Genomic DNA, 24068 nt, shown 5'->3' with positions numbered 1-24068 from the left:
CCCTTATGACCACCCGCACCCCGCTGATGGCGGGCAACTGGAAGATGAACCTCAACCACCTCGAGGCCATCGCCCACGTCCAGAAGCTCGCCTTCGCCCTCACCGACAAGGACTACGACGCGGTCGAGGTCGCCGTCCTGGTCCCCTTCACCGACCTGCGGTCCGTCCAGACCCTGGTCGACGGCGACAAGCTCAAGATCAAGTACGGCGCCCAGGACATCTCGGCGCACGACTCCGGCGCCTACACCGGCGAGATCTCCGGCCTGATGCTGGCCAAGCTCAAGGCCGCCTTCGTGGCCGTCGGCCACTCCGAGCGCCGCCAGTACCACGCCGAGGACGACGAGGTCTGCAACGCCAAGGTGAAGGCCGCCTTCAAGCACGGCATCACCCCGATCCTCTGCGTCGGCGAGGGCCTCGACGTCCGCAAGGCCGGCCGGCAGGTCGAGCACACCCTCGCCCAGCTCGACGGCGGCCTCAAGGACGTCCCGGCCGAGCAGGCCGAGACCGTCGTGATCGCGTACGAGCCGGTGTGGGCCATCGGCACCGGCGAGGTCGCCACCCCCGAGGACGCCCAGGAGGTCTGCGGGGCGATCCGCGGCCGCCTCGCCGAGCTGTACTCCCAGGAGCTGGCCGACAAGGTCCGCATCCAGTACGGCGGCTCGGTGAAGTCCGGGAACGTCGCCGCGATCATGGCCCAGCCGGACGTCGACGGCGCCCTGGTGGGCGGCGCGGCACTGGACGCCGACGAGTTCGTCAAGATCGTCCGCTTCCGCGACCAGTGAGTATGCGGTAGCGGAGTTACGTCGTACCCTTGCGGGGGTCGGGCAGGCGCCCGGCCCCCGTCCGTATAAGTCCGAGGAAGTTGGTCCAGCCGTGGTTATGGGGTTCTCGATCGCCCTGATCGTCTTCAGCGCGCTGCTGATGCTGCTCGTGCTGATGCACAAGGGGAAGGGTGGCGGCCTCTCCGACATGTTCGGTGGCGGCATGCAGTCCTCCGTCGGCGGCTCCTCGGTCGCCGAGCGCAACCTGGACCGCATCACCATCGTGGTCGGTCTGCTCTGGTTCGCCTGCATTGTGGTGCTCGGTCTGCTGATGAAGTTGGACGGGTAACTCCAATCACTGGACGCGCGTTGGGCCTTACGTAGACTGGGGCATCTTCGAGCACCATCACGCAGGGAGTTACGACCGTGGCAAGTGGCAACGCGATTCGGGGAAGCCGGGTCGGAGCGGGGCCGATGGGCGAGGCCGAGCGGGGCGAGTCGGCGCCGCGCCTCCGCATCTCCTTCTGGTGCTCGAACGGGCACGAGACACAGCCGAGCTTTGCCAGCGACGCACAGGTCCCGGAGACCTGGGACTGCCCGCGCTGCGGCTTCCCGGCCGGACAGGACCGGGACAACCCGCCGGACCCGCCGCGCACGGAGCCGTACAAGACCCATCTCGCGTACGTGCGCGAGCGGCGCAGCGACGCGGACGGCGAGGCGATCCTCGCCGAGGCCCTCGCCAAGCTCCGCGGCGAGATCTGAGCACGGCGTGACGGTGTGACGAACGGGCCCGGCCCGCGAACTCGATTCGCGGGCCGGGCCCGTCCGCCGTCCCGTCCGCCGGGCCCGTCCGGCCGTTTTGTCCACCGGGCCCGTTCACCTGCCCGTCCGTGCCCGTCCCCCGTCCCGGACGCCGTTGTCAGTGGCACCCCCTACCGTCGGTCGGACGGGGAGGCGGCGGACCGAGGGGGCGGCATGGCGGCGACGGCGGCAGTGGGCGGCGGAGCAGCGCCCGCCTGGCGCGGCGGCTTCGGGCGCCTGTGGGCGGCCGCCGTGGTCTCCCGCTTCGGCGACTCCCTGCGCACCGCCGCGCTCCCGCTCCTCGCCGCCTCCCTCACCGACGACCCCCTGCTCATCGCCTCCGTCACCGCCTGCGGCTTCCTGCCCTGGCTGCTCTTCGGCCTCCTCGGCGGAGCCGTCGCCGACCGCGTCGACCAGCGGCGCGCCATGTGGGCCGTCGACCTCGCCCGCGCCGCGCTCATGGGCGGCTTCGCCGTCGCCGTCGCGCTCGGACAGGCCGGCATCGTCCTGCTGCTCGTCCTCGCCTTCGCCCTCACCACCCTGCAGACCCTCTTCGACAACGCCGCCACCGCCCTGCTCCCCGCCGTCGTCCCCACCGGAGCCCTGGCCGCGGCCAACGCGCGCCTGACGACCGGTCAGCAGTTCGCGGGAGGCCTGCTCGCCGCGCCCCTGGTGCCCGCCCTGCTCCTTGCCGGCCCCGCCGTGCCGTACGCGGCCGACGCCGCCACCTACGTCCTGGCCGCGCTCCTCATCGCCTCGCTGCGGACCGGGGCGCCGGAACGGCCGCCCCGCCCGGCCGGATCCACCCTCCGCGCCGAGACGGCCGAGGGGATCGCCGCCCTGCGCGCCGACCGGATCCTGCGGTGGCTCTGCGCCGCCACCACCCTCTGCAACGTCGGCATGGGCGCCCTCATCGCCACCCTCGTCGTCCACGTCACCGACGGCCTGCGCACCGGCCCCGGCGGATACGCGGCCACGATCACCGCCTACGCGGCCGGCGGCGTCGCGGGCGGGTTCCTCGCCCGCCGGATCGCCGAGCGGACCGGGCGGACCCGCGCGGTGCTCCTCGCCGGGACCGTCCAGACCGGCTGTCTGGTCCTGATGGGGACGGTGCCGCTCCTCGGGGCGTCCGTCGGGGCCATGGCGGTGTTCGGCTTCATGGGGACGGTGTGGAACGTCCAGCAGACCACCCTCGTGCAGGAGAGGTCCCCCGACGGCATGCTCGGCCGCATCGCCGCGGCCTTCCGCACCCTCGCCGTCGCGGGCACGCCCCTGGGCGCCCTCCTCGGCGGCGCGGCGGCCGCCGGCTGGGGGCCGCACGCGCCCGTCCTCGCCGCTGCGGCACTGTTCGCGCTCGCCGTCGCGTCACTGGCCCCCCTGATCAATTAGGTTGGAGGGGCAGCGGGGCAGAAACGCACGAAGAAGAAGAGGGCGATGTCCGAGATGACTGGCGAAGGACGTACGAGGCTCAACCGGCTGCCCGAGTGGGCGGCCCTCGGCAAGCACCGCGAGCAGCTGGGCGAACCCCATCTGCGCGAGTTGTTCGCCGCCGACCCGACGCGCGGCACCGACCTCACCCTGAGGGTCGGTGACCTCTACCTGGACTACTCCAAGCACCTCGTCACCGGCGAGACGCTGACGCTGCTGCGGGAACTGGCCGCCGCCACCGGCGTGGCCGAGCTGCGCGACGCCATGTTCCGCGGCGAGAAGATCAACACCACCGAGGACCGGGCGGTCCTCCACACCGCACTGCGCGCCCCCCGCGACGCCGTGATCGAGGTCGACGGGGAGAACGTCGTCCCCGGCGTCCACGCCGTCCTCGACCGGATGGGCGCCTTCGCCGACGAGGTCCGCGCGGGCGAGTGGACCGGCCACACCGGCAAGCCGGTCAAGAACGTCGTGAACATCGGCATCGGCGGCTCCGACCTCGGCCCCGCCATGGCTCATGAAGTCCTGCGCGCCTACACCCGGCGGGACCTGACGCTCCGTTTCGTCTCCAACGTCGACGGCGCCGACCTCCACGAGGCCGTCCACGACCTCGACCCCGCCGAGACGCTGTTCGTCGTGGCGTCGAAGACCTTCACCACCATCGAGACCATCACCAACGCCACCTCCGCCCGCGACTGGCTCCTCGCCGGCCTCGGCGCCGGCCAGGAGGCCGTGGCCAAGCACTTCGTCGCCCTCTCGACCAACGCCGAGAAGGTCGAGGAGTTCGGCATCGACACCACCAACATGTTCGAGTTCTGGGACTGGGTCGGCGGCCGCTACTCCTACGACTCCGCCATCGGCCTCTCCCTGATGATCGCCGTCGGCCCGGAGCGCTTCCGCGAGATGCTCGACGGCTTCCACCTCGTCGACGAGCACTTCCGCACCGCCCCGCCCGAGGAGAACGCGCCGCTCCTCCTCGGCCTCCTCGGCGTCTGGTACGGCAACTTCTTCGACGCCCAGTCGCACGCCGTCCTGCCGTACTCCCACTACCTGTCGAAGTTCACCGCCTACCTCCAGCAGCTCGACATGGAGTCCAACGGCAAGTCGGTGGACCGCGAGGGGAACCGGGTCGACTGGCAGACCGGGCCCGTGGTCTGGGGCACCCCCGGCACCAACGGCCAGCACGCGTACTACCAGCTGATCCACCAGGGCACCAAGCTGGTCCCGGCCGACTTCATCGGCTTCGCCCGGCCCGTCGACGACCTGGAGCCCGGCCTCGTCGCCCAGCACGACCTGCTCATGGCCAACTTCTTCGCCCAGACGCAGGCGCTGGCCTTCGGCAAGACGCCCGAGGAGGTACGGGCCGAGGGCGTCCCCGAGGAGCTCGTCCCGCACAAGACCTTCCGGGGCGACCACCCCACCACCACGATCCTCGCCGACGCGCTCACCCCGTCCGTCCTCGGACAGCTGATCGCGCTCTACGAGCACAAGGTCTTCGTCCAGGGCGCGATCTGGAACATCGACTCCTTCGACCAGTGGGGCGTCGAGCTCGGCAAGGTCCTCGCCAAGCGGATCGAACCGGTCCTGACGACCGGGGAGGGCACGGAGGAGCTCGACAGCTCCACCGCCGGCCTGGTCGCCGCCTACCGATCGCTGCGCGGACGGTAGAAGCGTGCGGGGGGAGAACGCGGTGCGGCTGAGGCCGCCCAGGAACGCCGTGGACGGGCGGGCCGCCACCTGGTGGCGGGTCCAGCTCCTGGCGACCACCGCCGCACCGGTGGCGGTCCTCGCCGTCCTCGGCGCGCTGATCGGGCCCGCCAGGTCCTGGCTGCTCGTCACGGCCGGCGCCGTGGCGGCCGTGGGCCTGGCCTGCACCGCGTTCCTCCCCGCCTGGTGGTTCCGGGTGCACCGCTGGGAGGTCACCGACGAGGCCGTCTACGTGCGCACCGGGGCCCTCTGGCAGGAGTGGCGGATCGCCCCGATGTCCCGGATCCAGACCGTCGACACCTCGCGCGGTCCCCTGGAGCAGTACTTCCGGCTCGCCACCGTCACCGTGACCACGGCCTCCTCCGAGGGCGCGATCCGGATCGCGGGGCTGGACCACGAACTGGCCGCCGACCTGGCCGAACGGCTGACCGCCGTCACCCAGGCCACACCCGGGGACGCCACGTGAACGAGCCGGCTCCCGAGGCACCGCAGGAGGAGCGGCGACGGCCCGGCGCGCCGGAAGGAGAACAACACCGTCCCGGCGCGCCGGAGGCGGAACGGCGGCGGCCCGGCGTACGGGCTGTGGAAGAGCCGCACCGTCCCGGCGTGCCGGAGGCGGAGTGGCGGCGGCTCGATCCGCGCACCCTGTTCGCCACCGCCGCCGTCCTGTGCGGGGTGGCCGGCGGCGCCGGGCTCCCCGTCGCCCTCGGCCTCGCCGGCTCCCGGCCCCTCTGGCAGGCCCTCGCCTGGGTCCTGGCCGGCGCCCTGCTCCTGGTCCTCGGCGGCACCGGCGCCGACTCCGTCCGCCTGCGCCGCACCCGCTACCGCGTCGGCCCGGAGCGGGTCGACCTCCACACCGGACTGCTCCACCTCAAGCGCCGGTCCCTGGCCCGCGAGCGCATCCGCAGCGTCGACCTCACCGCCAACCCCCTCCAGCGCGTCCTCGGCCTGGTCAAGGTCCGCATCGGGACCGGCGAGCACAGCGGCGGCGACGCCGCCCTCGCACTCGAACTGGTCGCCCGCGCCGAGGGCGAGCGGCTCCGCCGCGCCCTCCTCACCCGCGCCACCGGATCCGGCGACCCCCGCCACGACGGCGCCCTCGCCGCCCTCGACCCGCGCTGGATCCGCTACGCCCCCGTCTCCTTCGTCGCCCCCGCCCTCGGCGGCGCCGCCGCCGGAGCGGTCATGCAGGTCAGCGAGTGGTTCGGCGCCCAGGGCGAGGTCATCGACTGGATAGGGGAGCGCTTCGACTCCGTCGCGATCCCCTGGACGATCCTCTGGCTGGTGCTCGTCGCCCTCGCCGCCGGGGCCGTCGGCGCCCTCGGCCTCTGGATCGAGATGTGGTGGAACTACCGCCTTGAGCGCGAGCCCGGCGGCACCCTGCGCGTCACCCGGGGCCTCCTCACCGCCCGCTCGGTCTCCATCGAGGAGCGGCGGCTGCGCGGCGTCGAGCTCGTCGAACCGCTCGGCGTGCGCCTCTTCGGCGCGGCCCGCGTCGACGCCGTCGCCACCGGCCTCGCCGAGAAGGACGAGGACAAGCACGGCGACCTCAAGAACCTGGTGCCGGCCGTCCCCCGGCCGTTCGCCGACCGGGTCGCCGCCCAGGTCCTGCGCGAGCCCGAACCCCCCACCGGGGCGCCGCTCGCCGCCCACCCCCGGGCCGCCCGGAACCGGCGGATCCGCCGGGCCCTGTGGGGCGCCCTGACCCCCGCCGCGCTCCTCGCCGTCCTCGGCCTCCTGCTCACCCCGGTCCTGCTGTACGTGGCGGCCGGCTGGACCGTCGTCCTCACCCCGCTCGCCCTGCTCCTCGCCCTCGACGCCCACCGGAACCTCGGACACGGCGTCAGCGGGGCGTATCTGGTCACCCGTTCGGGTACGGTCCGGCGGGCCACGGTCGCCCTCCAGCGCTCCGGCGTCATCGGCTGGACCGTCAAGCAGTCGTACTTCCAGCGCCGCGCCGGTCTCCTCACCCTGGCCGCCACGACGGCGGCCGGATCGGGCGCGTACGAGATCCTCGACGTCGGCCGGGGACAGGGCCTGAGCTTCGCCGCCGAGGCCGTACCGGGCCTCCTCGCGCCCTTCCTGGAGCCCGCGGACGCCCCGGAGACGCCGGAGGCCCGGTCCACCGGGGGGTGAACCGGGCCTCCGTCCGACGCTGCCGGGAAGGATCAGGCCGTGGCCGGCGGACACAGGCTCCGCGGCAGCTCCGAGGCCGCCGCCGAGTCGAGCAGCCACAGCGTGCGCGCGCGTCCGCGGGCGCCGGCCGCCGGGGCCTGCACCTCGCCCGCGCCGGACAGCGCGATCGCCGCCGCCTTCGCCTTGTCCTCACCGGCCGCGAGCAGCCAGACCTCCTGGGCCGCCCGGATCGCCGGGAGCGTCAGCGAGATCCGGACCGGCGGCGGCTTCGGCGCGCCGCGCACCCCGACCACCGTCCGCTCGGTCTCGCGCACGGCGGGCAGCTCCGGGAAGAGCGAGGCCACGTGCGTGTCCGGGCCGACGCCCAGCATCAGCACGTCGAAGCCCGGCACGCCGCCTCGGCCGCCGGGACCGGCCGCGGCGGCCAGCTCCTCCGCGTAGGCTGCGGCGGCGGCCTCGACGTCGTCGCCGTACGGTCCGTCCGAGGCGGGCATGGCGTGCACCCGCGCGGGGTCCAGCGGCACCCGGTCGAGCAGCGCCTCGCGGGCCTGGGTGTCGTTCCGCTCCGGGTCCCCGTCGGGCAGGTAGCGCTCGTCGCCCCACCACAGGTCGAGCCGCGACCAGTCGACCGCGTCCCGCGCGGGCGCCGAACCGAGCGCCGCGAGCAGCCCGTTGCCGTTGCGTCCGCCGGTCAGCACCACCGAGGCGGAGCCCCGGGAGGCCTGGGCGTCCACGATCCGGGTGATCAGCCGGGCGGCGGCGGCCTGCGCCATCAGCTCCTTGTCGCGGTGGACGACGAGCTGCGGGGCGCTCACTTGGCCGCCTTCCTGGCCGGGGCCTTCTTCGCCGCGGGCTTGGCGGCGGGAGCGGCCTCCTCCTCGGCGGGGGAGGCGTCGGGAGCGGTCTCCGCGACGGCTTCGACCGCCGGGGCCCCGGCCTCCTCCTCGGGCTCGGGCGCGGTGACCGCCGCCCGCTCGTCGAGCCGCCCGACGCCGAACTTCAGCGCCGCCGCGTAGGTGTCGTCCGGGTCGAGCCGGCGCAGCTCCTCCGCGATCAGCTCGGCCGTGTCGCGGCGCTTGAGCGCCACCCCGCGGTCCGGCTGTCCCTCGATGGAGAGCGTGGCGAGCGACCCGTCCGGCCGGTCGAGCACGATCGGCCCGCAGTCGGTCTCCAGGCGTACGGAGGTGAGGCCGGGCCCCGCCGACTTCGAGCGCCGCACCGGCACCTTCAGCCGGTCCGCCACCCACATCGCGAGCAGTTCCACGCTCGGGTTGAACTCCTCGCCCTCCACCTCGGCGGCCGAGACCTCGCACACGACCTGGTCGAGCGCGGCGGCCAGCATCGAACGCCACGGGGTGATCCGGGTCCAGGACAGGTCCGTGTCGCCCGGGGTGTAGGTCTCCGCCCGCGCCGTCAGCTCCTCGATGGGCTGCGCGGAGGCGTACGTGTCGGTCACCCGGCGCTGGGCGAGCGCGCCCAGCGGGTCCTTCGCCGGGTCGGTCGGCGCGTCCACCGGCCACCAGACGACGACCGGGGCGTCGGGGAGCAGCAGCGGCAGCACCACCGACTGGGCGTGGTCGACGACCTCGCCGTACAGCCGGAGCACCACCGTTTCGCCGGCGCTGGCGTCGGCGCCGAGGCGGACCTCGGCGTCGAGCCGCGCCTTGGCGCGGTCCCGCGGCGAGCGCGAGACCCTCTTGATGACGACGAGGGTCCGCGAGGGGTGCTCGCGGGACGCCTCGTTGGCCGCCTTCAGCGCGTCGTAGGCGTTCTCCTCGTCGGTGACGATGACGAGGGTGAGCACCATGCCGACGGCCGGTGCGCCGATGGCCCGCCGCCCGAGCACCAGCGCCTTGTTGATCTTGGAGGACGTGGTGTCCGTCAGGTCGGTCTTCATGGCCGGCGCCAGCTCCTGCCGTCTCGTGCGAGCATCTCGTCCGCCTCGACCGGACCCCAGGTCCCGGACTGGTACTGCGCGGGCTTGCCGTGCTCGTCCCAGAACCTCTCGATCGGGTCGAGGATCTTCCAGGACAGCTCGACCTCCTCCACGCGCGGGAAGAGGTTCGAGTCGCCGAGCAGGACGTCGAGGATGAGCCGCTCGTACGCCTCCGGGCTGGACTCGGTGAAGGACTCGCCGTAGGCGAAGTCCATCGACACGTCCCGGATCTCCATCTGGGTGCCGGGCACCTTGGAGCCGAACCGCACCGTCACGCCCTCGTCCGGCTGCACCCGGATGACGATGGCGTTGCGGCCGAGCTCCTCGGTCGCGGTGTGGTCGAAGGGGGAGTGCGGGGCGCGCTGGAAGACGACCGCGATCTCGGTGACGCGGCGGCCCAGGCGCTTGCCGGTGCGCAGGTAGAAGGGGACGCCCGCCCAGCGGCGGTTGTCGATCTCCAGCTTGACGGCCGCGTAGGTGTCGGTCTTCGACCGCGGGTCGATGCCGTCCTCCTGGAGGTAGCCGACGGCCTTCTCGCCGCCCTGCCACCCGGCCGCGTACTGGCCGCGGACCGTGGAGGCGCCCAGGTCCTTGGGGACCTTCACCGCGCCGAGGACCTTGGTCTTCTCGGCGGCCAGCGCGTCGGCGTCGAAGGAGGCGGGCTCCTCCATCGCGGTCAGCGCGAGCAGCTGGAGCAGGTGGTTCTGGATGACGTCACGGGCGGCGCCGATGCCGTCGTAGTAGCCGGCGCGGCCGCCGATGCCGATGTCCTCGGCCATGGTGATCTGCACGTGGTCGACGTACGACCGGTTCCAGATCGGCTCGAAGAGGGTGTTGGCGAAGCGGAGCGCCAGGATGTTCTGGACGGTCTCCTTGCCGAGGTAGTGGTCGATCCGGAAGACCTCGTGCGGCGGGAAGACCTCGTGGACGACCTCGTTGAGCTCCTTGGCGGAGACCAGGTCGTGCCCGAAGGGCTTCTCGATGACCGCGCGGCGCCAGGACCCGTCCTTCTGGTCGGCGAGCCCGTGCTTCTTGAGCTGCTGGACGACCTTGGGGAAGAACTTCGGCGGGACCGACAGGTAGAAGGCGAAGTTGCCGCCGGTGCCCTGGGCCTTGTCGAGCTCCTCGACGGTGGTCTTCAGCTGCTCGAAGGCCTCGTCGTCGTCGAAGTCGCCCTGGACGAACCGCATGCCCTGGATGAGCTGCTGCCACACCTCCTCGCGGAAGGGGGTGCGCGCGTGCTGCTTGACGGCCTCGTAGACCTCCTGCGCGAAGTCCTCGTCCTGCCACTCGCGCCGGGCGAAGCCGACGAGCGAGAAGCCCGGCGGCAGCAGGCCGCGGTTGGCCAGGTCGTAGACGGCGGGCATCAGCTTCTTTCGGGACAAATCGCCCGTGACGCCGAAGATCACCAGACCCGACGGCCCCGCGATGCGCGGGAGCCGTCGGTCTGCGGCGTCACGGAGCGGGTTGGCTCCGTGTGCTGCGCTCAAGGTGTTACGCCTCCGAAGGTGCGAGGCGCTTCAGCTCCGCCTCGGTGGACTTGAGCAGGTCGTTCCAGGACGCCTCGAACTTCTCGACGCCCTCGTCCTCCAGGAGCTGGACGACCTCGTCGTAGCCGATGCCCAGCTTCGCGACGGCCTCCAGGACCGCGCGGGAGTCGTCGTACGTGCCCCGGATGGTGTCGCCGGTGACCTCGCCGTGGTCGGCGGTGGCCTCCAGGGTGGCCTCGGGCATGGTGTTGACCGTGCCGGGGGCGACCAGGTCCACCACGTACAGGGTGTCCTTGTACGCCGGGTCCTTCACGCCGGTCGAGGCCCAGAGCGGGCGCTGCTTGTTGGCGTGCGCCTTGTCGAGGGCCTCCCAGCGCTCGCCGGAGAAGACCTCCTCGTACGCCTCGTAGGCCAGACGGGCGTTGGCGAGGGCGGACTTGCCCTTGAGCGCCCTGGCCTCGTCGGTGCCGATGCCGTCCAGGCGCTTGTCGATCTCCGTGTCCACGCGGGAGACGAAGAAGGAGGCCACCGAGTGGATCGTGGAGAGGTCCAGGCCGCGCTCGCGGGCCTTCTCCAGACCCGCCAGGTAGGCGTCCATGACCAGGCGGTAGCGCTCCAGGGAGAAGATCAGCGTCACGTTGACGCTGATGCCGAGGCCGATGACCTCGGTGATCGCCGGCAGACCCGCCTCGGTGGCCGGGATCTTGATCAGCGCGTTGGGCCGGTCCACCAGCCAGGCGAGCTGCTTGGCCTCGGCGACCGTCGCCTTGGTGTCGTGCGCCAGGCGGGGGTCGACCTCGATGGAGACCCGGCCGTCCTGGCCGTCGGTCGCGTCGAAGACGGGACGCAGGATGTCGGCGGCGTCGCGGACGTCCGCCGTCGTGATCATCCGGATCGCCTCCTCGACCGTCACCCGGCGGGCGGCGAGGTCGGAGACCTGCTGGTCGTAGCCGTGGCCCTCGGAGATCGCCTTCTGGAAGATCGACGGGTTGGTGGTGACCCCGACCACGTGGTTCTGGTCGATCAGCTCCGCCAGGTTGCCGGAGGTGATCCGCTGGCGCGAGAGGTCGTCCAGCCAGATCGCGACGCCTTCGTCGGAGAGGCGCTTGAGTGCGTCTGTCATGAGAGTTGCATCTCCAATTAAGTCGTACGTATCGGGGTCAGCGCGCGGCGTCGGCGATCGATTCCCGCGCGGCGGCGACGACCGCCTCGGGCGTGAAGCCGAACTCGCGGAAGAGGACCTTCGCGTCCGCCGAGGCGCCGAAGTGCTCCAGGGAGACGATCCGGCCGGCGTCACCGACGTACTTGTGCCAGGTCAGGCCGATGCCGGCCTCGACCGCGACCCGGGCGCGGACCGACGGCGGCAGGACGGAGTCCTTGTACGCCCGGTCCTGCTCCTCGAACCACTCCACCGACGGCATCGACACCACCCGGGTGGGCGTGCCGGCGGCCTGGAGCCGCTCGCGGGCCTCGACGGCCAGGTGCACCTCGGAGCCGGTCGCGATCAGCACGACCTCCGCCTCGCCGCCCTCGGCGTCGAACAGCACGTAGCCGCCCTTGACCGTGTCCTCGTTCGGCGCGTACGTCGGCACGCCCTGGCGGGTGAGCGCCAGACCGTGCGGGGCGCCCTTGCCGTAGACCTTGGTGTGGCGCTGCATGATCTCGCGCCAGGCCAGGGCGGTCTCGTTGGCGTCGGCCGGACGGACCAGGTTCAGACCCGGGATCGCGCGCAGCGAGGCCAGGTGCTCCACCGGCTGGTGCGTCGGGCCGTCCTCGCCCAGACCGATCGAGTCGTGGGTCCAGACGTAGGTGACCGGCAGGTGCATCAGGGCCGAGAGGCGCACCGCGTTGCGCATGTAGTCGGAGAACACCAGGAAGGTGCCGCCGTAGATGCGCGTGTTGCCGTGCAGGGCGATGCCGTTCATCTCCGCGGCCATGGCGTGCTCGCGGATGCCGAAGTGGATCGTGCGGCCGTACGGGTCGGCCTCCGGCAGCGGGTTGCCCTCGGGCAGGAACGACGAGTCCTTGTCGATCGTCGTGTTGTTCGAGCCGGCCAGGTCGGCCGAGCCGCCCCACAGCTCCGGGACGACCGCGCCGAGCGCCTTGAGGACCTGGCCCGAGGCGGCACGGGTGGCGACGCTCTTGCCCGGCTCGAAGACCGGGAGCTTCTCCGCCCAGCCCGCGGGCAGCTCGTTGGCCTCGATGCGGTCGAACTCCGCCGCGCGCTCCGGGTTGGCCGCACGCCACTCCGAGAGCTGCTTCTCCCACTGCGCGCGCGCCTCGCGGCCGCGCTCGCCGAGGGCCCGGGTGTGCGCGATGACCTCGTCGGAGACCTCGAAGGTCTTCTCCGGGTCGAAGCCCAGGACGCGCTTGGTGGCCGCGACCTCGTCGTCGCCGAGCGCCGAGCCGTGGGCGGCCTCGGTGTTCTGCGCGTTCGGCGCGGGCCAGGCGATGATCGAGCGCATCGCGATGAACGACGGGCGCCCGGTCTCGGCCTCGGCGGCCCTGATCGCCGCGTACAGGCCGGCCGGGTCCAGGTCGCCGTTCTCCTGCGGCTCGACGCGCTGCACGTGCCAGCCGTACGCCTCGTACCGCTTCAGCGTGTCCTCGGAGACGGCCGTCTCGGTGTCGCCCTCGATCGAGATGTGGTTGTCGTCCCACAGCAGGATCAGGTTGCCGAGCTTCTGGTGGCCGGCCAGTGAGGACGCCTCGGCGGAGATGCCCTCCTGGAGGCAGCCGTCACCGGCGATCGCGTAGACGCGGTGGTCGAACGGCGAGGTGCCGGCCGGGGCCTCCGGGTCGAACAGGCCGCGCTCGAAGCGGGCGGCCATCGCCATGCCCACGGCGTTGGCGACGCCCTGGCCCAGCGGGCCGGTGGTGGTCTCGACGGCGGCGGTGTGGCCGTACTCCGGGTGGCCGGGGGTCTTCGAACCCCAGGTCCGGAAGGCCTTCAGGTCGTCCAGTTCGAGACCGAAGCCACCCAGGTAGAGCTGGGTGTAGAGGGTCAGGGACGAGTGGCCGGCGGAGAGGACGAACCGGTCGCGTCCGACCCACTCGGGGTCGGCCGGGTCGTGGCGCATCACCTTCTGGAAGAGGGTGTACGCGACGGGCGCCAGGCTCATCGCCGTACCGGGATGGCCGTTGCCGACCTTCTGTACGGCGTCCGCGGCCAGGATGCGGGCGGTGTCTACGGCCCGCTGGTCCAATTCGGTCCACTCGAGGTCTGTGGTGGTCGGCTTAGTGCTCACCCTGGGTCAGGGCTCCTCTCCACATGTCTGAAGCCGGTGACTGAGGGTGTACCGGCGGTGTCGAGCCTACCCCCGTCGGACGGCCCTCTTTTCGTGCTCATGCCCCTCAAATGAGCGCACATGGCAAGACTGCCGGTGGCCGTGGCACTTCGCCTCCCGAACCGCGTCCACCTCTTGGGACGTACCCCTCCAACACGACCCCACCCCCGCGAAGATCGGCGTCTGGGCAACGTCTAGAGTGGCGTGGTACGCGCAAGCTTCACCCCGCTTTCATTCGGGGAGCTTGCTGGGATTTCTCTGTCAGGGGTGTGCGTGACGGCCGTCGAGTCCCGACCCGCAGGGGTCGTCTTGACTCCCAGCCCGGGGGGCCATCGGCCGTTCGGGGCCCGCGTCAAGGCATTCGTGGCGCTGACCAAGCCGCGGATCATCGAGCTGCTGCTCATCACGACCGTCCCGGTGATGTTCCTCGCCGAGCAGGGCGTGCCGAACCTCTGGCTGGTGCTCGCCACCTGCTTCGGCGGCTACCTGTCGGCGGGCGGCGCGAACGCGCTGAACATGTACATCGACCGCGACATCGACGCCCTGATGGACCGGACATCGCAGCGTCCGCTGGTCACCGGCATGGTGTCGCCGCGCGAGGGCCTGGTCTTCGGCCTCGCCCTCGCGGTGGTCTCCACCCTCTGGTTCGGCCTGCTGGTCAACTGGCTCTCCGCCTGGCTCTCGCTCGGCGCGCTCCTCTTCTACGTGGTCGTCTACACGATGATCCTGAAGCGGCGGACCGCGCAGAACATCGTCTGGGGCGGCATCGCCGGCTGCATGCCCGTGCTCATCGGCTGGTCCTCGGTCACGAACTCGATGTCCTGGGCCGCCGTCGTCCTCTTCATGGTGATCTTCTTCTGGACGCCGCCGCACTACTGGCCGCTGTCGATGAAGGTCAAGGAGGACTACGCGCGCGTGGGCGTCCCCATGCTGCCGGTGATCGCCTCCAACAAGGTCGTCGCCAAGCAGATCGTGGCCTACAGCTGGGTCATGGTCGCCGTCTCGCTGCTGCTCACCCCGCTGGGTTACACGGGCTGGTTCTACACCGCCGTGGCCCTGGTCACCGGCGGCTGGTGGCTCTGGGAGGCCCACGGGCTCCTGAACCGCGCCAAGGACGGCGCGACGGGCGCCAAGCTCAAGGAGATGCGGCTCTTCCACTGGTCCATCACCTACGTCTCGCTGCTCTTCGTGGCGGTCGCGGTGGACCCCTTCCTCCGCTGACCTCCGTCAGAACCGCTCGGCCGACGGCCGGGCCGCGTGGGAAACACCACGCGGCCCGGCCGTCGCCGTTCGATCTACCCGTCGGTAGCATCCTTGCCATGGCAGACACGAAGGCAGACACGAAGAAGGACGAGCGCAGGGTCGCCCGGCTCGCCAAGCAGATCCAGGCCTTCTCCGAGGAGCACGGCGGCTCCGAGGGACACCTGGAGCACATCGGCCAGGCGGGCACCCGGATCGTCCTCGTCGGCGCGGACGGCCTCTGGGGCGACCTGGTCGCCCCCACGTACGCGCTCGCGGAGCGGGCCGCCGAGAAGGCCGGGCTGACGCTCCACGAGGAGTTCGACGGCGAGTTCGCCGCGAAGGTCGTCACCGGTCCGTACGAGTGGACCCGGATGGCGGGCATCCAGATCGGTGGCCCCTCCGACCGCTGAAGCGGCGCGGGGCGCACACGCGAAGGGCCCACCGGCTCGCGGGGAGCCGGTGGGCCCTTCTGTGTGTCCGTGCGTACGTACGGGAGCGGGCGGGGCCTCAGGCCTTCGCGAGCTCCGGGTCGGTCTGGGCCGGGATCGCCGGGGCGGCCGCCGGGCGCTCGCGCATGCTGAGGGCGAGCCGCAGGACCGCGATCCACATCAGCGAGGAGCCGAGCATGTGGGCGGCGACCAGGATCTCGGGGACCCCGGTGAAGTACTGGACGTAGCCGATGCCGCCCTGGGCGAGCAGCACGATCAGCAGGTCGCGGGCGCGGGCCCGGGTGTCGTCCGGGGCGTCCACCGCGCGCAGGACCAGCCACATCGCGACCGCGAGCGCGCAGACGACCCAGGCGGCGATCGCGTGCAGGTGCGCGGCGTTCGTCCAGTCCCACGGCATACGCGGCACGTCGCTGCTGTCGCCCGCGTGCTTGCCGGAGCCGGTCACCGTCGTGCCGAGCGCGATCAGCAGGCCCGAGGCGATCGTGATCGCCCAGGACAGCCTGCGGACCGGGCGCGGCACGCGCGGGCGGGGGGCGGTGTCGCCCTCGCCGGTCCGGTGCCAGGTGACGACGGCGACCGTGAGCAGCGCGTTCGCGGCGAGGAAGTGGCCGGCGACCGTCCACGGGTTGAGGCCCATCCACACCGTGATGCCGCCGAGGACGGCGTTGCTCAGCACGATCCAGAACTGGACCCAGGCGAGCCGGGTGAGACCGCGCCGCCGCGGCTTGACCGAGCGGACGGCGATGATGGCCCAGCCGACGGCCGCCGACAGGACGTACGTCAGCATCCGGTTGCCGAACTCGACGGCGCCGTGGAAGCCCTGCGCGGGCGTGGCGAAGAGGCTGTCGTCCGTGCACTTGGGCCAGGTGTCGCAGCCGAGACCGGAGCCGGTCAGCCGGACCGCGCCGCCGGTGACGATGATGAGCACGCTCATCACGACGGCGGAGAGCACGGCGCGCCGGAGCGTCCGGGGGGACGGGGTCCAGCGCCGGGCGATGGAGGCGAGGGGGTTCAGCACGGGCCTATCGTAGGACGGCGCTTGTGCGCGCTTTCACGAGGGGGGCGTATGTGGCCGAACGGAACCTCTCGGTTACTCCCAGCGGAAGAACCTCGCCGCCGCGCCGAGCCCCAGGACCGCCCAGACCGCCAGGACCAGCGCGTCGCCCCACGGCATCGCCGCCCCGCCCTGGAGGACGTCCCGCAGGCCGTCCGAGAGGGCCGAGATCGGCAGCAGGGCGAGCACGTCGCCCGCGGCGCCGAACTTCTCCAGCGGCACGATCACCCCGCCGCCCACCAGGAGCAGCAGGAAGACCAGGTTGGCGGCGGCCAGGGTCGCCTCGGCCCTCAGCGTGCCGGCCATCAGCAGGCCGAGGCCGGAGAAGGCGGCCGTGCCGAGCACCAGGAGCAGCAGGACGGAGAGCGGGTTCCCCCGCGGGGACCAGCCGAGCGCGAGCGCGATCGCCGTCAGGAGCGCGATCTGGAGGACCTCGGTGACCAGGACGGAGAGCGTCTTGGCGGTCATCAGGGCCCAGCGGGGGAGCGGTGAGGCCCCCAGGCGCTTGAGCACCCCGTACCGGCGCTCGAAGCCGGTCGCGATGGCCTGGCCGGTGAAGGCGGTGGACATCACGGCGAGCGCGAGGACGCCGGGCGCGAGGAAGTCGACGGGCTTCCCGGCCCCGGTGTCGACGACGTCGACGGTGGAGAACAGCACCAGGAGCAGCGAGGGGATGATCACCGTCAGGAGCAGCTGCTCGCCGTTGCGCAGCAGCATCCTGGTCTCCAGGGCGGTCTGCGCGGCGATCATCCGCCCGACGGGGGCGGCGCCGGGCCGGGGGGAGTGCGCGCCCGTGCCGGCGGACTCCGGGAGGCGGGTTCCCGTGCTCATGACCTCAGCTCCCTGCCCGTGGGCTCCAGGCCGTGCCGACCCGGGGGACGACCCCCGGCCCGCCGGAGGATCTCGTCGGTGGCCGGCTTCATGACCTCAGCTCCTTGCCCGTGAGCTCCAGAAAGACGTCTTCGAGGGTGTGGCGCTCGACCGAGATGCCGTCCGGCATCACGCCGTGCTGGGCGCACCAGCTGGTGACCGTGGCGAGGAGCTGCGGGTCGACGTCGCCGGTGATCCGGTAGGTGCCCGGGAGCGTCTCCGCCGCGGCCGTGCCGTCCGGCAGGGCCTTGAGCAGGGAGCCCAGGTCGAGCCCGGGGCGGCCGGTGAAGCGCAGGGTGTTCTCGGCGCCGCCGCGGCACAGCTCCTCGGGGCTGCCCTGGGCGGCGATCCGGCCGGCGTCGACGATGGCGACGTCGTCGGCCAGCTCCTCCGCCTCCTGCATGAAGTGCGTGGTCAGAACGGTGGTCACCCCGTCGGCGCGCAGCTCGCGGACCAGGTCCCAGGTGGCGCGGCGGGCCTGCGGGTCGAGCCCGGCGGTGGGCTCGTCGAGGAAGACCAGCTCGGGGCGGCCGACGACGGCCATGGCGAGCGCGAGGCGCTGCTGCTGGCCGCCGGAGAGGCGCCGGTAGGTCGTGCGGCCGCAGGAGTCGAGGCCGAGCCGCTCGATCAGGGCGTCCACGTCCAGCGGGTGGGCGTGCAGCTTCGCCATGTGGCGGAGCATCTCGTCGGCGCGGGCGCCGGAGTAGACGCCGCCGGACTGGAGCATGACGCCGATCCGGGGGCGCAGGGCGGCCGCGTCGGCGACCGGGTCGAGGCCGAGGACCCGGACGGTGCCGCCGTCGGGCCTGCGGTAGCCCTCGCAGGTCTCGATCGTGGTGGTCTTGCCGGCCCCGTTGGGGCCGAGGACCGCGGTGACGGTGCCGGCCCGCACGTCGAGGTCCAGGCCGTCGACGGCGGTCTTGTCTCCGTACCGTTTGACCAGGCCGCGGACCTGGACGACGGACTCACTCGCGGGCTTCCCGTGCATGCCGGGAAGTCTAGAGAGCGCCCGGGACTCCTTCGGGCGCGGGGCCGGAAGAGTGGTCGAATTCATCCTATGAATGATCGTTTTCCCAGCTCAGGTAAGCCTTACCTGAGTGACGCACGGCACCGTCCGCGCGTCGGGCCCGGCTTGTCACTCCCCGATTAATTACGCAACAATGGTGTTGTGAAAAACGTGGGAGCGGCTCCGGTGGAGGAACTCGCGACCCGGGAGCGTTCCACGCGCAACCGGGTCGCGCGGTCGATCCTGGACCACGGTCCGTCGACCGTCGCCGACCTGGCCGAACGGCTCCGCCTCACCCAGGCGGCCGTCCGCCGCCACCTCGACTCGCTGGTCGCGGAGAACGTCGTCGAGGCGCGCGAGAAGCGCGTCTACGGCAACCGCGGCCGCGGCCGCCCCGCGAAGGTCTTCGCGCTGACCGACTGCGGCCGGGACGCCTTCGACCAGTCGTACGACTCGCTCGCCGTCGAGGCGCTCCGCTGGATCGAGCGCAACGCCGGGGGCGAGGAGGCCGTCGCCGCCTTCGCCAGGGACCGGATCGAGAGCCAGGGCGGCGCGTACCGCGAGGCCGTCGAGGCGGCCGAACCCGCGCGGCGGACCGAGGCGCTCGCCAGGGCCCTCACGGCGGACGGGTACGCTGCCACTGCGCGGAACGCGCCGGTCGGCGAGCAGCTCTGCCAGCACCACTGCCCGGTCGCCCACGTCGCCGAGCAGTACCCACAGCTGTGCGAGGCGGAGACGGAGTTCTTCTCCCGCCTCCTGGGAACGCACGTCCAGCGCCTGGCCACCATCGCCCACGGTGACGGCGTCTGCACCACGTTCATCCCGCACGGCGCCCCACAGACCACCGAATCAGCATCCGCAAGCACGGCCGGGAGGAACCCCGCATGACCACCGAGATCAGCCACCCCGAGCTCGAGGGCCTGGGTCGGTACGAGTACGGCTGGGCCGACTCCGACGCCGCCGGCTCCGCCGCCAAGCGCGGACTGAACGAGGACGTCGTCCGCGACATCTCCTCGAAGAAGAACGAGCCCGAGTGGATGCTGAAGCTGCGTCTCAAGGGTCTGCGGCTCTTCGGCAAGAAGCCCATGCCGACCTGGGGCTCCGACCTCTCCGGCATCGACTTCGACAACATCAAGTACTTCGTGCGCTCCACCGAGAAGCAGGCCGCTTCCTGGGAGGAACTGCCCGAGGACATCAAGAACACGTACGACAAGCTCGGCATCCCGGAGGCGGAGAAGCAGCGCCTCGTCGCCGGCGTCGCCGCCCAGTACGAGTCCGAGGTCGTCTACCACCAGATCCGCGAGGACCTGGAGGAGCAGGGCGTCATCTTCGTCGACACCGACACCGCCCTGAAGGAGCACGAGGAGCTCTTCAAGGAGTACTTCGGCACCGTCATCCCGGTCGGCGACAACAAGTTCGCCTCCCTGAACACGGCCGTGTGGTCCGGCGGCTCCTTCATCTACGTGCCGAAGGGCGTGCACGTCGAGATCCCGCTCCAGGCCTACTTCCGCATCAACACGGAGAACATGGGCCAGTTCGAGCGGACGCTGATCATCGTCGACGAGGACGCCTACGTCCACTACGTCGAGGGCTGCACCGCCCCGATCTACTCCTCGGACTCGCTGCACAGCGCCGTGGTCGAGATCATCGTGAAGAAGGGCGGCCGCTGCCGCTACACGACCATCCAGAACTGGTCGAACAACGTCTACAACCTGGTGACCAAGCGCGCCGTCGCCTACGAGGGCGCCACCATGGAGTGGGTCGACGGCAACATCGGCTCCAAGGTCACCATGAAGTACCCGGCCGTCTACCTCATGGGCGAGCACGCCAAGGGCGAGACCCTGTCCATCGCCTTCGCGGGCGAGGGCCAGCACCAGGACGCCGGTGCCAAGATGGTCCACATGGCCCCGAACACCTCCTCGAACATCGTCTCCAAGTCGGTGGCGCGGGGCGGCGGCCGCACCTCCTACCGCGGTCTCATCGAGATCGGCGAGGGCGCCCCGGGCGCCAAGTCCAACGTGCTCTGCGACGCGCTGCTCGTCGACACCATCTCCCGCTCCGACACGTACCCCTACGTGGACGTGCGCGAGGACGACGTCTCCATGGGCCACGAGGCCACCGTCTCCAAGGTCTCCGAGGACCAGCTCTTCTACCTGATGAGCCGCGGCCTCACCGAGTTCGAGGCCATGGCGATGATCGTCCGCGGCTTCGTCGAGCCCATCGCCAAGGAGCTCCCGATGGAGTACGCCCTGGAGCTCAACCGGCTGATCGAGCTGCAGATGGAGGGCTCGGTCGGCTGACCGCCCCCCACCCGCAGCGACCGTTTCCCCGTACGCAGGAAGAGAGCAAGACGACAGCCATGGCTGAGGCTCAGTACATCCCGGCAGGTTCGACCACTGCCGGCTCGATCGCGGTGGCCGCCGAGTCCACCGTCGCCACGCGCATGAGCGCGCCCCCGTCCTTCGACGTCGCGGACTTCCCCGTCCCGCACGGCCGCGAGGAGGAGTGGCGGTTCACCCCGCTGGAGCGCCTGCGGGGTCTGCACGACGGCACCGCCGTCGCCACCGGCGAGGGCGTCAAGGTCGACATCGAGGCCCCCGAGGGCGTCACCGTGGAGACCGTCGGCCGCGACGACGAGCGCCTCGGCCGGGCCGGCAAGCCCGTCGACCGGGTCGCCGCCCAGGCGTACTCCTCGTTCGAGAAGGCCTCGGTCGTCACCGTCGCCAAGGACGCCGTCCTCACCGAGCCGATCCGCATCGCCGTGCACGGCCACGGCGGGACCGCCTTCGGCCACCAGGTGATCGAGCTCGGCGCCTTCGCCGAGGCCGTCGTGGTCATCGACCACACCGGCGACGCCGTCCTCGCCGCCAACGTGGAGTACGTCCTCGGCGACGGCGCGAAGCTCACCGTCGTCTCCGTCCAGGACTGGGACGAGAAGGCCGTCCACGTCGCCCAGCACAACGCGCTGGTCGGCCGCGACGCCTCCTTCAAGTCGGTCGTCGTCACCTTCGGCGGCGACGTCGTCCGCATCCACCCGCGCGTGGCGTACGCGGCCCCCGGCGGCGAGGCCGAGCTCTTCGGCCTGTACTTCACCGACGCGGGCCAGCACCAGGAGCACCGCCTCCTGGTCGACCACAACACCCCGCACTGCAAGTCCAACGTGGCCTACAAGGGCGCGCTGCAGGGCCAGGACGCGCACGCCGTCTGGATCGGCGACGTGCTCATCCAGGCCGCCGCCGAGGGCACCGACACCTACGAGCTGAACCGGAACCTGGTCCTCACGGACGGCGCCCGGGTCGACTCCGTGCCGAACCTGGAGATCGAGACCGGCGAGATCGCCGGCGCCGGTCACGCCTCGGCCACCGGCCGCTTCGACGACGAGCAGCTCTTCTACCTGATGTCCCGGGGCATCCCGGAGACCGAGGCCCGCCGCCTCGTCGTCCGCGGCTTCTTCGCCGAGCTGGTCCAGCAGATCGGCCTGCCCGACGTCCAGGAGCGCCTGCTCGCCAAGATCGAGGCGGAGCTGGAGGCCTCCGTCTGATGGCCTTCGTCCGAGTCTGCGCGCTGAGCGAGCTGGAGACCGACACCCCGAAGCGGGTCGAGGTCGACGGCACGCCGGTGTCGGTCGTGCACACCGAGGGCGAGGTGTTCGCGATCAACGACATCTGCTCGCACGCCAACGTCTCCCTCTCGGAGGGCGAGGTCGAGGACTGCGCCATCGAGTGCTGGCTGCACGGGTCGAGCTTCGACCTGCGCACCGGCAAGCCCTCCGGCCTTCCCGCGACGCGCCCCGTCCCCGTATACCCCGTAAAGATCGAAGGGGACGATGTGCTCGTCTCCGTCACCCAGGAGTCCTGAGTCACCCATGGCTACGCTTGAAATCCACGACCTGCACGTCTCCGTCGAGGCGGAGAACGGCCCCCGCGAGATCCTCAAGGGCGTCGACCTGACCATCAAGCAGGGCGAGACCCACGCCGTCATGGGCCCCAACGGCTCCGGCAAGTCGACCCTGGCGTACTCGCTGGCCGGCCACCCGAAGTACACGATCACCGGCGGCACCGTCACCCTCGACGGCGAGGACGTCCTGGAGATGTCGGTCGACGAGCGCGCCCGCGCCGGCGTCTTCCTGGCCATGCAGTACCCGGTCGAGGTCCCCGGCGTCTCGGTCTCCAACTTCCTGCGCACCTCCGCCACCGCCGTCCGCGGCGAGGCGCCCAAGCTGCGCACCTGGGTGAAGGAGGTCAAGTCCGCGATGGAGCAGCTCCAGATGGACCCGGCCTTCGCCGAGCGCAACGTCAACGAGGGCTTCTCCGGCGGTGAGAAGAAGCGCCACGAGATCCTCCAGCTGGAGCTCCTCAAGCCGAAGATCGCGATCCTCGACGAGACCGACTCCGGCCTCGACGTCGACGCCCTGCGCGTCGTCTCCGAGGGCGTCAACCGCGTCCGCGAGACCGGCGAGGTCGGCACCCTGCTGATCACCCACTACACGCGCATCCTGCGCTACATCAAGCCCGACTTCGTGCACGTGTTCGCGAACGGCCGCATCGCCGAGTCCGGCGGCGCCGAGCTCGCCGACCAGCTGGAGAACGAGGGCTACGACAAGTACGTGAAGGGTGGCGCGTCCGCGTGACTTCTGCCCATCAGGGGCTCTCCGGCCTCCTCGACACCGAGGCGATCCGCAAGGACTTCCCGCTCCTGGACCGCACGGTCCACGACGGCAAGAAGATCGTGTACCTCGACTCCGCGGCGACCTCGCAGAAGCCGCGCCAGGTCCTCGACGCGCTCAACACGTACTACGAGCGCCACAACGCCAACGTCCACCGCGGCGTCTACACGGTCGCCGAGGAGGCGACGGCGCTCTACGAAGGCGCCCGTGACAAGGTCGCGGCCTTCGTCAACGCGCCGAGCCGCGACGAGGTGATCTTCACCAAGAACGCCTCCGAGTCGCTCAACCTCGTGGCCAACATGCTGGGCTGGGCCGACGAGCCCTACCGCGTGGACCACGAGACCGAGATCGCCATCACGGAGATGGAGCACCACTCCAACATCGTGCCGTGGCAGCTGCTCTCGCAGCGCACGGGCGCGAAGCTGAAGTGGTTCGGCCTCACCGACGACGGGCGTCTCGACCTCTCGAACATCGAAGAGGTCATCACCGAGAAGACCAAGATCGTCTCCTTCACCCTGGTCTCGAACCTGCTCGGCACGTACAACCCGGTCGAGACGATCATCCGCCGGGCCCAGGAGGTCGGTGCGCTCGTCTGCATCGACGCCTCCCAGGCGGCCCCGCACATGGTCCTGGACGTGCAGGCGCTCCAGGCCGACTTCGTGGCCTTCACCGGCCACAAGATGTGCGGCCCGACCGGCATCGGCGTGCTGTGGGGACGGCAGGAGCTCCTGGAGGACCTGCCGCCCTTCCTCGGCGGCGGCGAGATGATCGAGACCGTCTCGATGCACTCTTCCACCTACGCGCCGGCCCCGCACAAGTTCGAGGCGGGCACGCCCCCGATCGCGCAGGCGGTCGGTCTCGGCGCGGCCGTGGACTACCTGTCCGCGATCGGCATGGAGAACATCGCGCGCCACGAGCACGCGATCACCGAGTACGCCGTCCGGCGCCTCCAGGAGGTTCCGGACCTGCGGATCATCGGCCCCACCACGGCCGAGGACCGCGGCGCGGCGATCTCCTTCACGCTCGGCGACATCCACCCGCACGACGTGGGCCAGGTCCTCGACGAGCAGGGCATCGCGGTCCGGGTCGGCCACCACTGCGCGCGGCCGGTCTGCCTCCGCTACGGAATTCCCGCGACCACGCGGGCGTCGTTCTATCTGTACTCCACCCCGGCCGAGGTCGACGCCCTGGTCGAGGGACTGGAGCACGTACGGAACTTCTTCGGCTAGGAGACG

Annotated in this window: 23 protein-coding genes; 15 read left to right on the top strand and 8 right to left on the bottom strand. The window is 71.5% G+C overall.

The features are described from left to right. Window positions 1-5: 5 nt before the first annotated feature. The 7 genes from tpiA to ACIQKA_RS23810 all read left to right on the top strand — a co-directional run bounded on the left by tpiA (window position 6) and on the right by ACIQKA_RS23810 (window position 6833). Window positions 6-782, top strand: coding sequence for a triose-phosphate isomerase (gene tpiA / locus ACIQKA_RS23840; RefSeq protein WP_383149002.1), 777 nt, complete (start codon window positions 6-8; stop codon window positions 780-782). 97 nt (window positions 783-879) lie between these two features. Then, window positions 880-1110: a preprotein translocase subunit SecG gene (gene secG, locus ACIQKA_RS23835; RefSeq protein ID WP_309055488.1), complete on the top strand. Its 231-nt coding sequence runs from the start codon at window positions 880-882 to the stop codon at window positions 1108-1110. Between the two features lie 77 nt (window positions 1111-1187). After that, window positions 1188-1523 carry an RNA polymerase-binding protein RbpA gene (locus ACIQKA_RS23830; RefSeq protein ID WP_003976875.1) on the top strand — a complete coding sequence of 112 codons (336 nt, stop codon included), beginning with the start codon at window positions 1188-1190 and terminating at the stop codon, window positions 1521-1523. A 213-nt stretch (window positions 1524-1736) separates the two neighbouring features. Beyond that, window positions 1737-2951, top strand: a complete 1215-nt coding sequence (locus tag ACIQKA_RS23825) for an MFS transporter (protein ID WP_402542335.1) — start codon at window positions 1737-1739, stop codon at window positions 2949-2951. A 45-nt stretch (window positions 2952-2996) separates the two neighbouring features. Beyond that, window positions 2997-4658, top strand: coding sequence for a glucose-6-phosphate isomerase (gene pgi / locus ACIQKA_RS23820; RefSeq protein WP_383148998.1), 1662 nt, complete (start codon window positions 2997-2999; stop codon window positions 4656-4658). Between the two features lie 4 nt (window positions 4659-4662). Next, window positions 4663-5163: a PH domain-containing protein gene (locus ACIQKA_RS23815; RefSeq protein WP_383148996.1), complete on the top strand. Its 501-nt coding sequence runs from the start codon at window positions 4663-4665 to the stop codon at window positions 5161-5163. A 140-nt stretch (window positions 5164-5303) separates the two neighbouring features. After that, on the top strand, window positions 5304-6833 hold the full coding sequence (locus ACIQKA_RS23810; protein WP_402542333.1) for a PH domain-containing protein: 1530 nt from the start codon (window positions 5304-5306) through the stop codon (window positions 6831-6833). A 32-nt stretch (window positions 6834-6865) separates the two neighbouring features. Here ACIQKA_RS23810 and pgl read toward each other — a convergent pair whose 3' ends face one another. Genes pgl through tkt form a run of 5 tightly spaced genes read right to left on the bottom strand, consistent with a single transcriptional unit; the run spans window position 6866 to window position 13507 of the window. Continuing rightward, window positions 6866-7648, bottom strand: a complete 783-nt coding sequence (gene pgl / locus ACIQKA_RS23805) for a 6-phosphogluconolactonase (protein ID WP_402542332.1) — start codon at window positions 7646-7648, stop codon at window positions 6866-6868. Further along, entirely contained in the window at window positions 7645-8730 is a 1086-nt protein-coding gene (gene opcA / locus ACIQKA_RS23800; protein ID WP_383148991.1) for a glucose-6-phosphate dehydrogenase assembly protein OpcA, read from the bottom strand. Before opcA ends, pgl begins: the two co-directional genes overlap by 4 nt. Further along, on the bottom strand, window positions 8727-10259 hold the full coding sequence (gene zwf / locus ACIQKA_RS23795) for a glucose-6-phosphate dehydrogenase (protein ID WP_383148990.1): 1533 nt from the start codon (window positions 10257-10259) through the stop codon (window positions 8727-8729). The genes opcA and zwf overlap by 4 nt, the downstream gene beginning before the upstream one ends. Before the next feature lie 4 nt (window positions 10260-10263). After that, a complete protein-coding gene (gene tal, locus ACIQKA_RS23790) occupies window positions 10264-11382 on the bottom strand; it encodes a transaldolase (RefSeq protein ID WP_383432056.1) in 1119 nt (372 codons plus the stop codon). A 37-nt stretch (window positions 11383-11419) separates the two neighbouring features. Further along, window positions 11420-13507, bottom strand: coding sequence for a transketolase (gene tkt, locus ACIQKA_RS23785; RefSeq protein ID WP_402542330.1), 2088 nt, complete (start codon window positions 13505-13507; stop codon window positions 11420-11422). Window positions 13508-13819: 312 nt separating this feature from the next. On the opposite strand from tkt, the gene ACIQKA_RS23780 reads away from it, so the two are divergent. Continuing rightward, the gene (locus ACIQKA_RS23780; protein ID WP_383148985.1) at window positions 13820-14767 is read left to right on the top strand and encodes a heme o synthase; all 948 of its coding nucleotides are present in this window, start codon (window positions 13820-13822) and stop codon (window positions 14765-14767) included. 98 nt (window positions 14768-14865) lie between these two features. After that, window positions 14866-15198, top strand: a complete 333-nt coding sequence (locus ACIQKA_RS23775; protein ID WP_383438213.1) for a hypothetical protein — start codon at window positions 14866-14868, stop codon at window positions 15196-15198. Between the two features lie 97 nt (window positions 15199-15295). Here ACIQKA_RS23775 and ACIQKA_RS23770 read toward each other — a convergent pair whose 3' ends face one another. The 3 genes from ACIQKA_RS23770 to ACIQKA_RS23760 form a co-directional block, all read right to left on the bottom strand. Further along, the gene (locus ACIQKA_RS23770; RefSeq protein ID WP_383148984.1) at window positions 15296-16255 is read right to left on the bottom strand and encodes a heme A synthase; all 960 of its coding nucleotides are present in this window, start codon (window positions 16253-16255) and stop codon (window positions 15296-15298) included. A 72-nt stretch (window positions 16256-16327) separates the two neighbouring features. Next, on the bottom strand, window positions 16328-17122 hold the full coding sequence (locus ACIQKA_RS23765) for an ABC transporter permease (RefSeq protein ID WP_383148982.1): 795 nt from the start codon (window positions 17120-17122) through the stop codon (window positions 16328-16330). Between the two features lie 88 nt (window positions 17123-17210). After that, window positions 17211-18149 carry an ABC transporter ATP-binding protein gene (locus ACIQKA_RS23760; protein WP_386368219.1) on the bottom strand — a complete coding sequence of 313 codons (939 nt, stop codon included), beginning with the start codon at window positions 18147-18149 and terminating at the stop codon, window positions 17211-17213. Between the two features lie 180 nt (window positions 18150-18329). On the opposite strand from ACIQKA_RS23760, the gene ACIQKA_RS23755 reads away from it, so the two are divergent. Genes ACIQKA_RS23755 through ACIQKA_RS23730 form a run of 6 tightly spaced genes read left to right on the top strand, consistent with a single transcriptional unit; the run spans window position 18330 to window position 24062 of the window. Next, window positions 18330-19055 carry a helix-turn-helix transcriptional regulator gene (locus ACIQKA_RS23755; protein WP_383148979.1) on the top strand — a complete coding sequence of 242 codons (726 nt, stop codon included), beginning with the start codon at window positions 18330-18332 and terminating at the stop codon, window positions 19053-19055. Continuing rightward, complete coding sequence (gene sufB / locus ACIQKA_RS23750) at window positions 19052-20467, top strand: Fe-S cluster assembly protein SufB (RefSeq protein WP_383441546.1); 1416 nt, start codon at window positions 19052-19054, stop codon at window positions 20465-20467. The genes ACIQKA_RS23755 and sufB overlap by 4 nt, the downstream gene beginning before the upstream one ends. Before the next feature lie 59 nt (window positions 20468-20526). Further along, window positions 20527-21708 (top strand): Fe-S cluster assembly protein SufD, encoded by a 1182-nt coding sequence (gene sufD / locus ACIQKA_RS23745; protein ID WP_383148977.1) that lies wholly within the window; start codon window positions 20527-20529, stop codon window positions 21706-21708. Continuing rightward, window positions 21708-22025, top strand: coding sequence for a bifunctional 3-phenylpropionate/cinnamic acid dioxygenase ferredoxin subunit (locus ACIQKA_RS23740; RefSeq protein ID WP_030205123.1), 318 nt, complete (start codon window positions 21708-21710; stop codon window positions 22023-22025). The genes sufD and ACIQKA_RS23740 overlap by 1 nt, the downstream gene beginning before the upstream one ends. 7 nt (window positions 22026-22032) lie before the next feature. Further along, the gene (sufC, locus tag ACIQKA_RS23735) at window positions 22033-22797 is read left to right on the top strand and encodes a Fe-S cluster assembly ATPase SufC (protein WP_383148975.1); all 765 of its coding nucleotides are present in this window, start codon (window positions 22033-22035) and stop codon (window positions 22795-22797) included. Next, window positions 22794-24062, top strand: a complete 1269-nt coding sequence (locus ACIQKA_RS23730; protein WP_383148973.1) for a cysteine desulfurase — start codon at window positions 22794-22796, stop codon at window positions 24060-24062. The genes sufC and ACIQKA_RS23730 overlap by 4 nt, the downstream gene beginning before the upstream one ends. Window positions 24063-24068: the final 6 nt, after the last annotated feature.

This window comes from Streptomyces sp. NPDC092045, from assembly GCF_044756005.1.
Lineage (GTDB): Bacteria > Actinomycetota > Actinomycetes > Streptomycetales > Streptomycetaceae > Streptomyces.
This window is presented reverse-complemented; position numbering and strand designations above follow the sequence as displayed.

Excerpts from the sequence above, each read along its gene's own strand:
- tpiA (WP_383149002.1), top strand. The coding sequence starts at position 6 with ATGACCACCCGCACCCCGCTGATGGCGGGCAACTGGAAGATGAACCTC.
- secG (WP_309055488.1), top strand. The coding sequence starts at position 880 with ATGGGGTTCTCGATCGCCCTGATCGTCTTCAGCGCGCTGCTGATGCTG.
- ACIQKA_RS23825 (WP_402542335.1), top strand. The coding sequence starts at position 1,737 with ATGGCGGCGACGGCGGCAGTGGGCGGCGGAGCAGCGCCCGCCTGGCGC.
- pgi (WP_383148998.1), top strand. The coding sequence starts at position 2,997 with ATGTCCGAGATGACTGGCGAAGGACGTACGAGGCTCAACCGGCTGCCC.
- opcA (WP_383148991.1), bottom strand. The coding sequence starts at position 8,730 with ATGAAGACCGACCTGACGGACACCACGTCCTCCAAGATCAACAAGGCG.
- tal (WP_383432056.1), bottom strand. The coding sequence starts at position 11,382 with ATGACAGACGCACTCAAGCGCCTCTCCGACGAAGGCGTCGCGATCTGG.
- ACIQKA_RS23775 (WP_383438213.1), top strand. The coding sequence starts at position 14,866 with ATGGCAGACACGAAGGCAGACACGAAGAAGGACGAGCGCAGGGTCGCC.
- ACIQKA_RS23765 (WP_383148982.1), bottom strand. The coding sequence starts at position 17,122 with ATGAGCACGGGAACCCGCCTCCCGGAGTCCGCCGGCACGGGCGCGCAC.
- ACIQKA_RS23760 (WP_386368219.1), bottom strand. The coding sequence starts at position 18,149 with ATGCACGGGAAGCCCGCGAGTGAGTCCGTCGTCCAGGTCCGCGGCCTG.
- sufB (WP_383441546.1), top strand. The coding sequence starts at position 19,052 with ATGACCACCGAGATCAGCCACCCCGAGCTCGAGGGCCTGGGTCGGTAC.
- sufD (WP_383148977.1), top strand. The coding sequence starts at position 20,527 with ATGGCTGAGGCTCAGTACATCCCGGCAGGTTCGACCACTGCCGGCTCG.
- ACIQKA_RS23740 (WP_030205123.1), top strand. The coding sequence starts at position 21,708 with ATGGCCTTCGTCCGAGTCTGCGCGCTGAGCGAGCTGGAGACCGACACC.
- sufC (WP_383148975.1), top strand. The coding sequence starts at position 22,033 with ATGGCTACGCTTGAAATCCACGACCTGCACGTCTCCGTCGAGGCGGAG.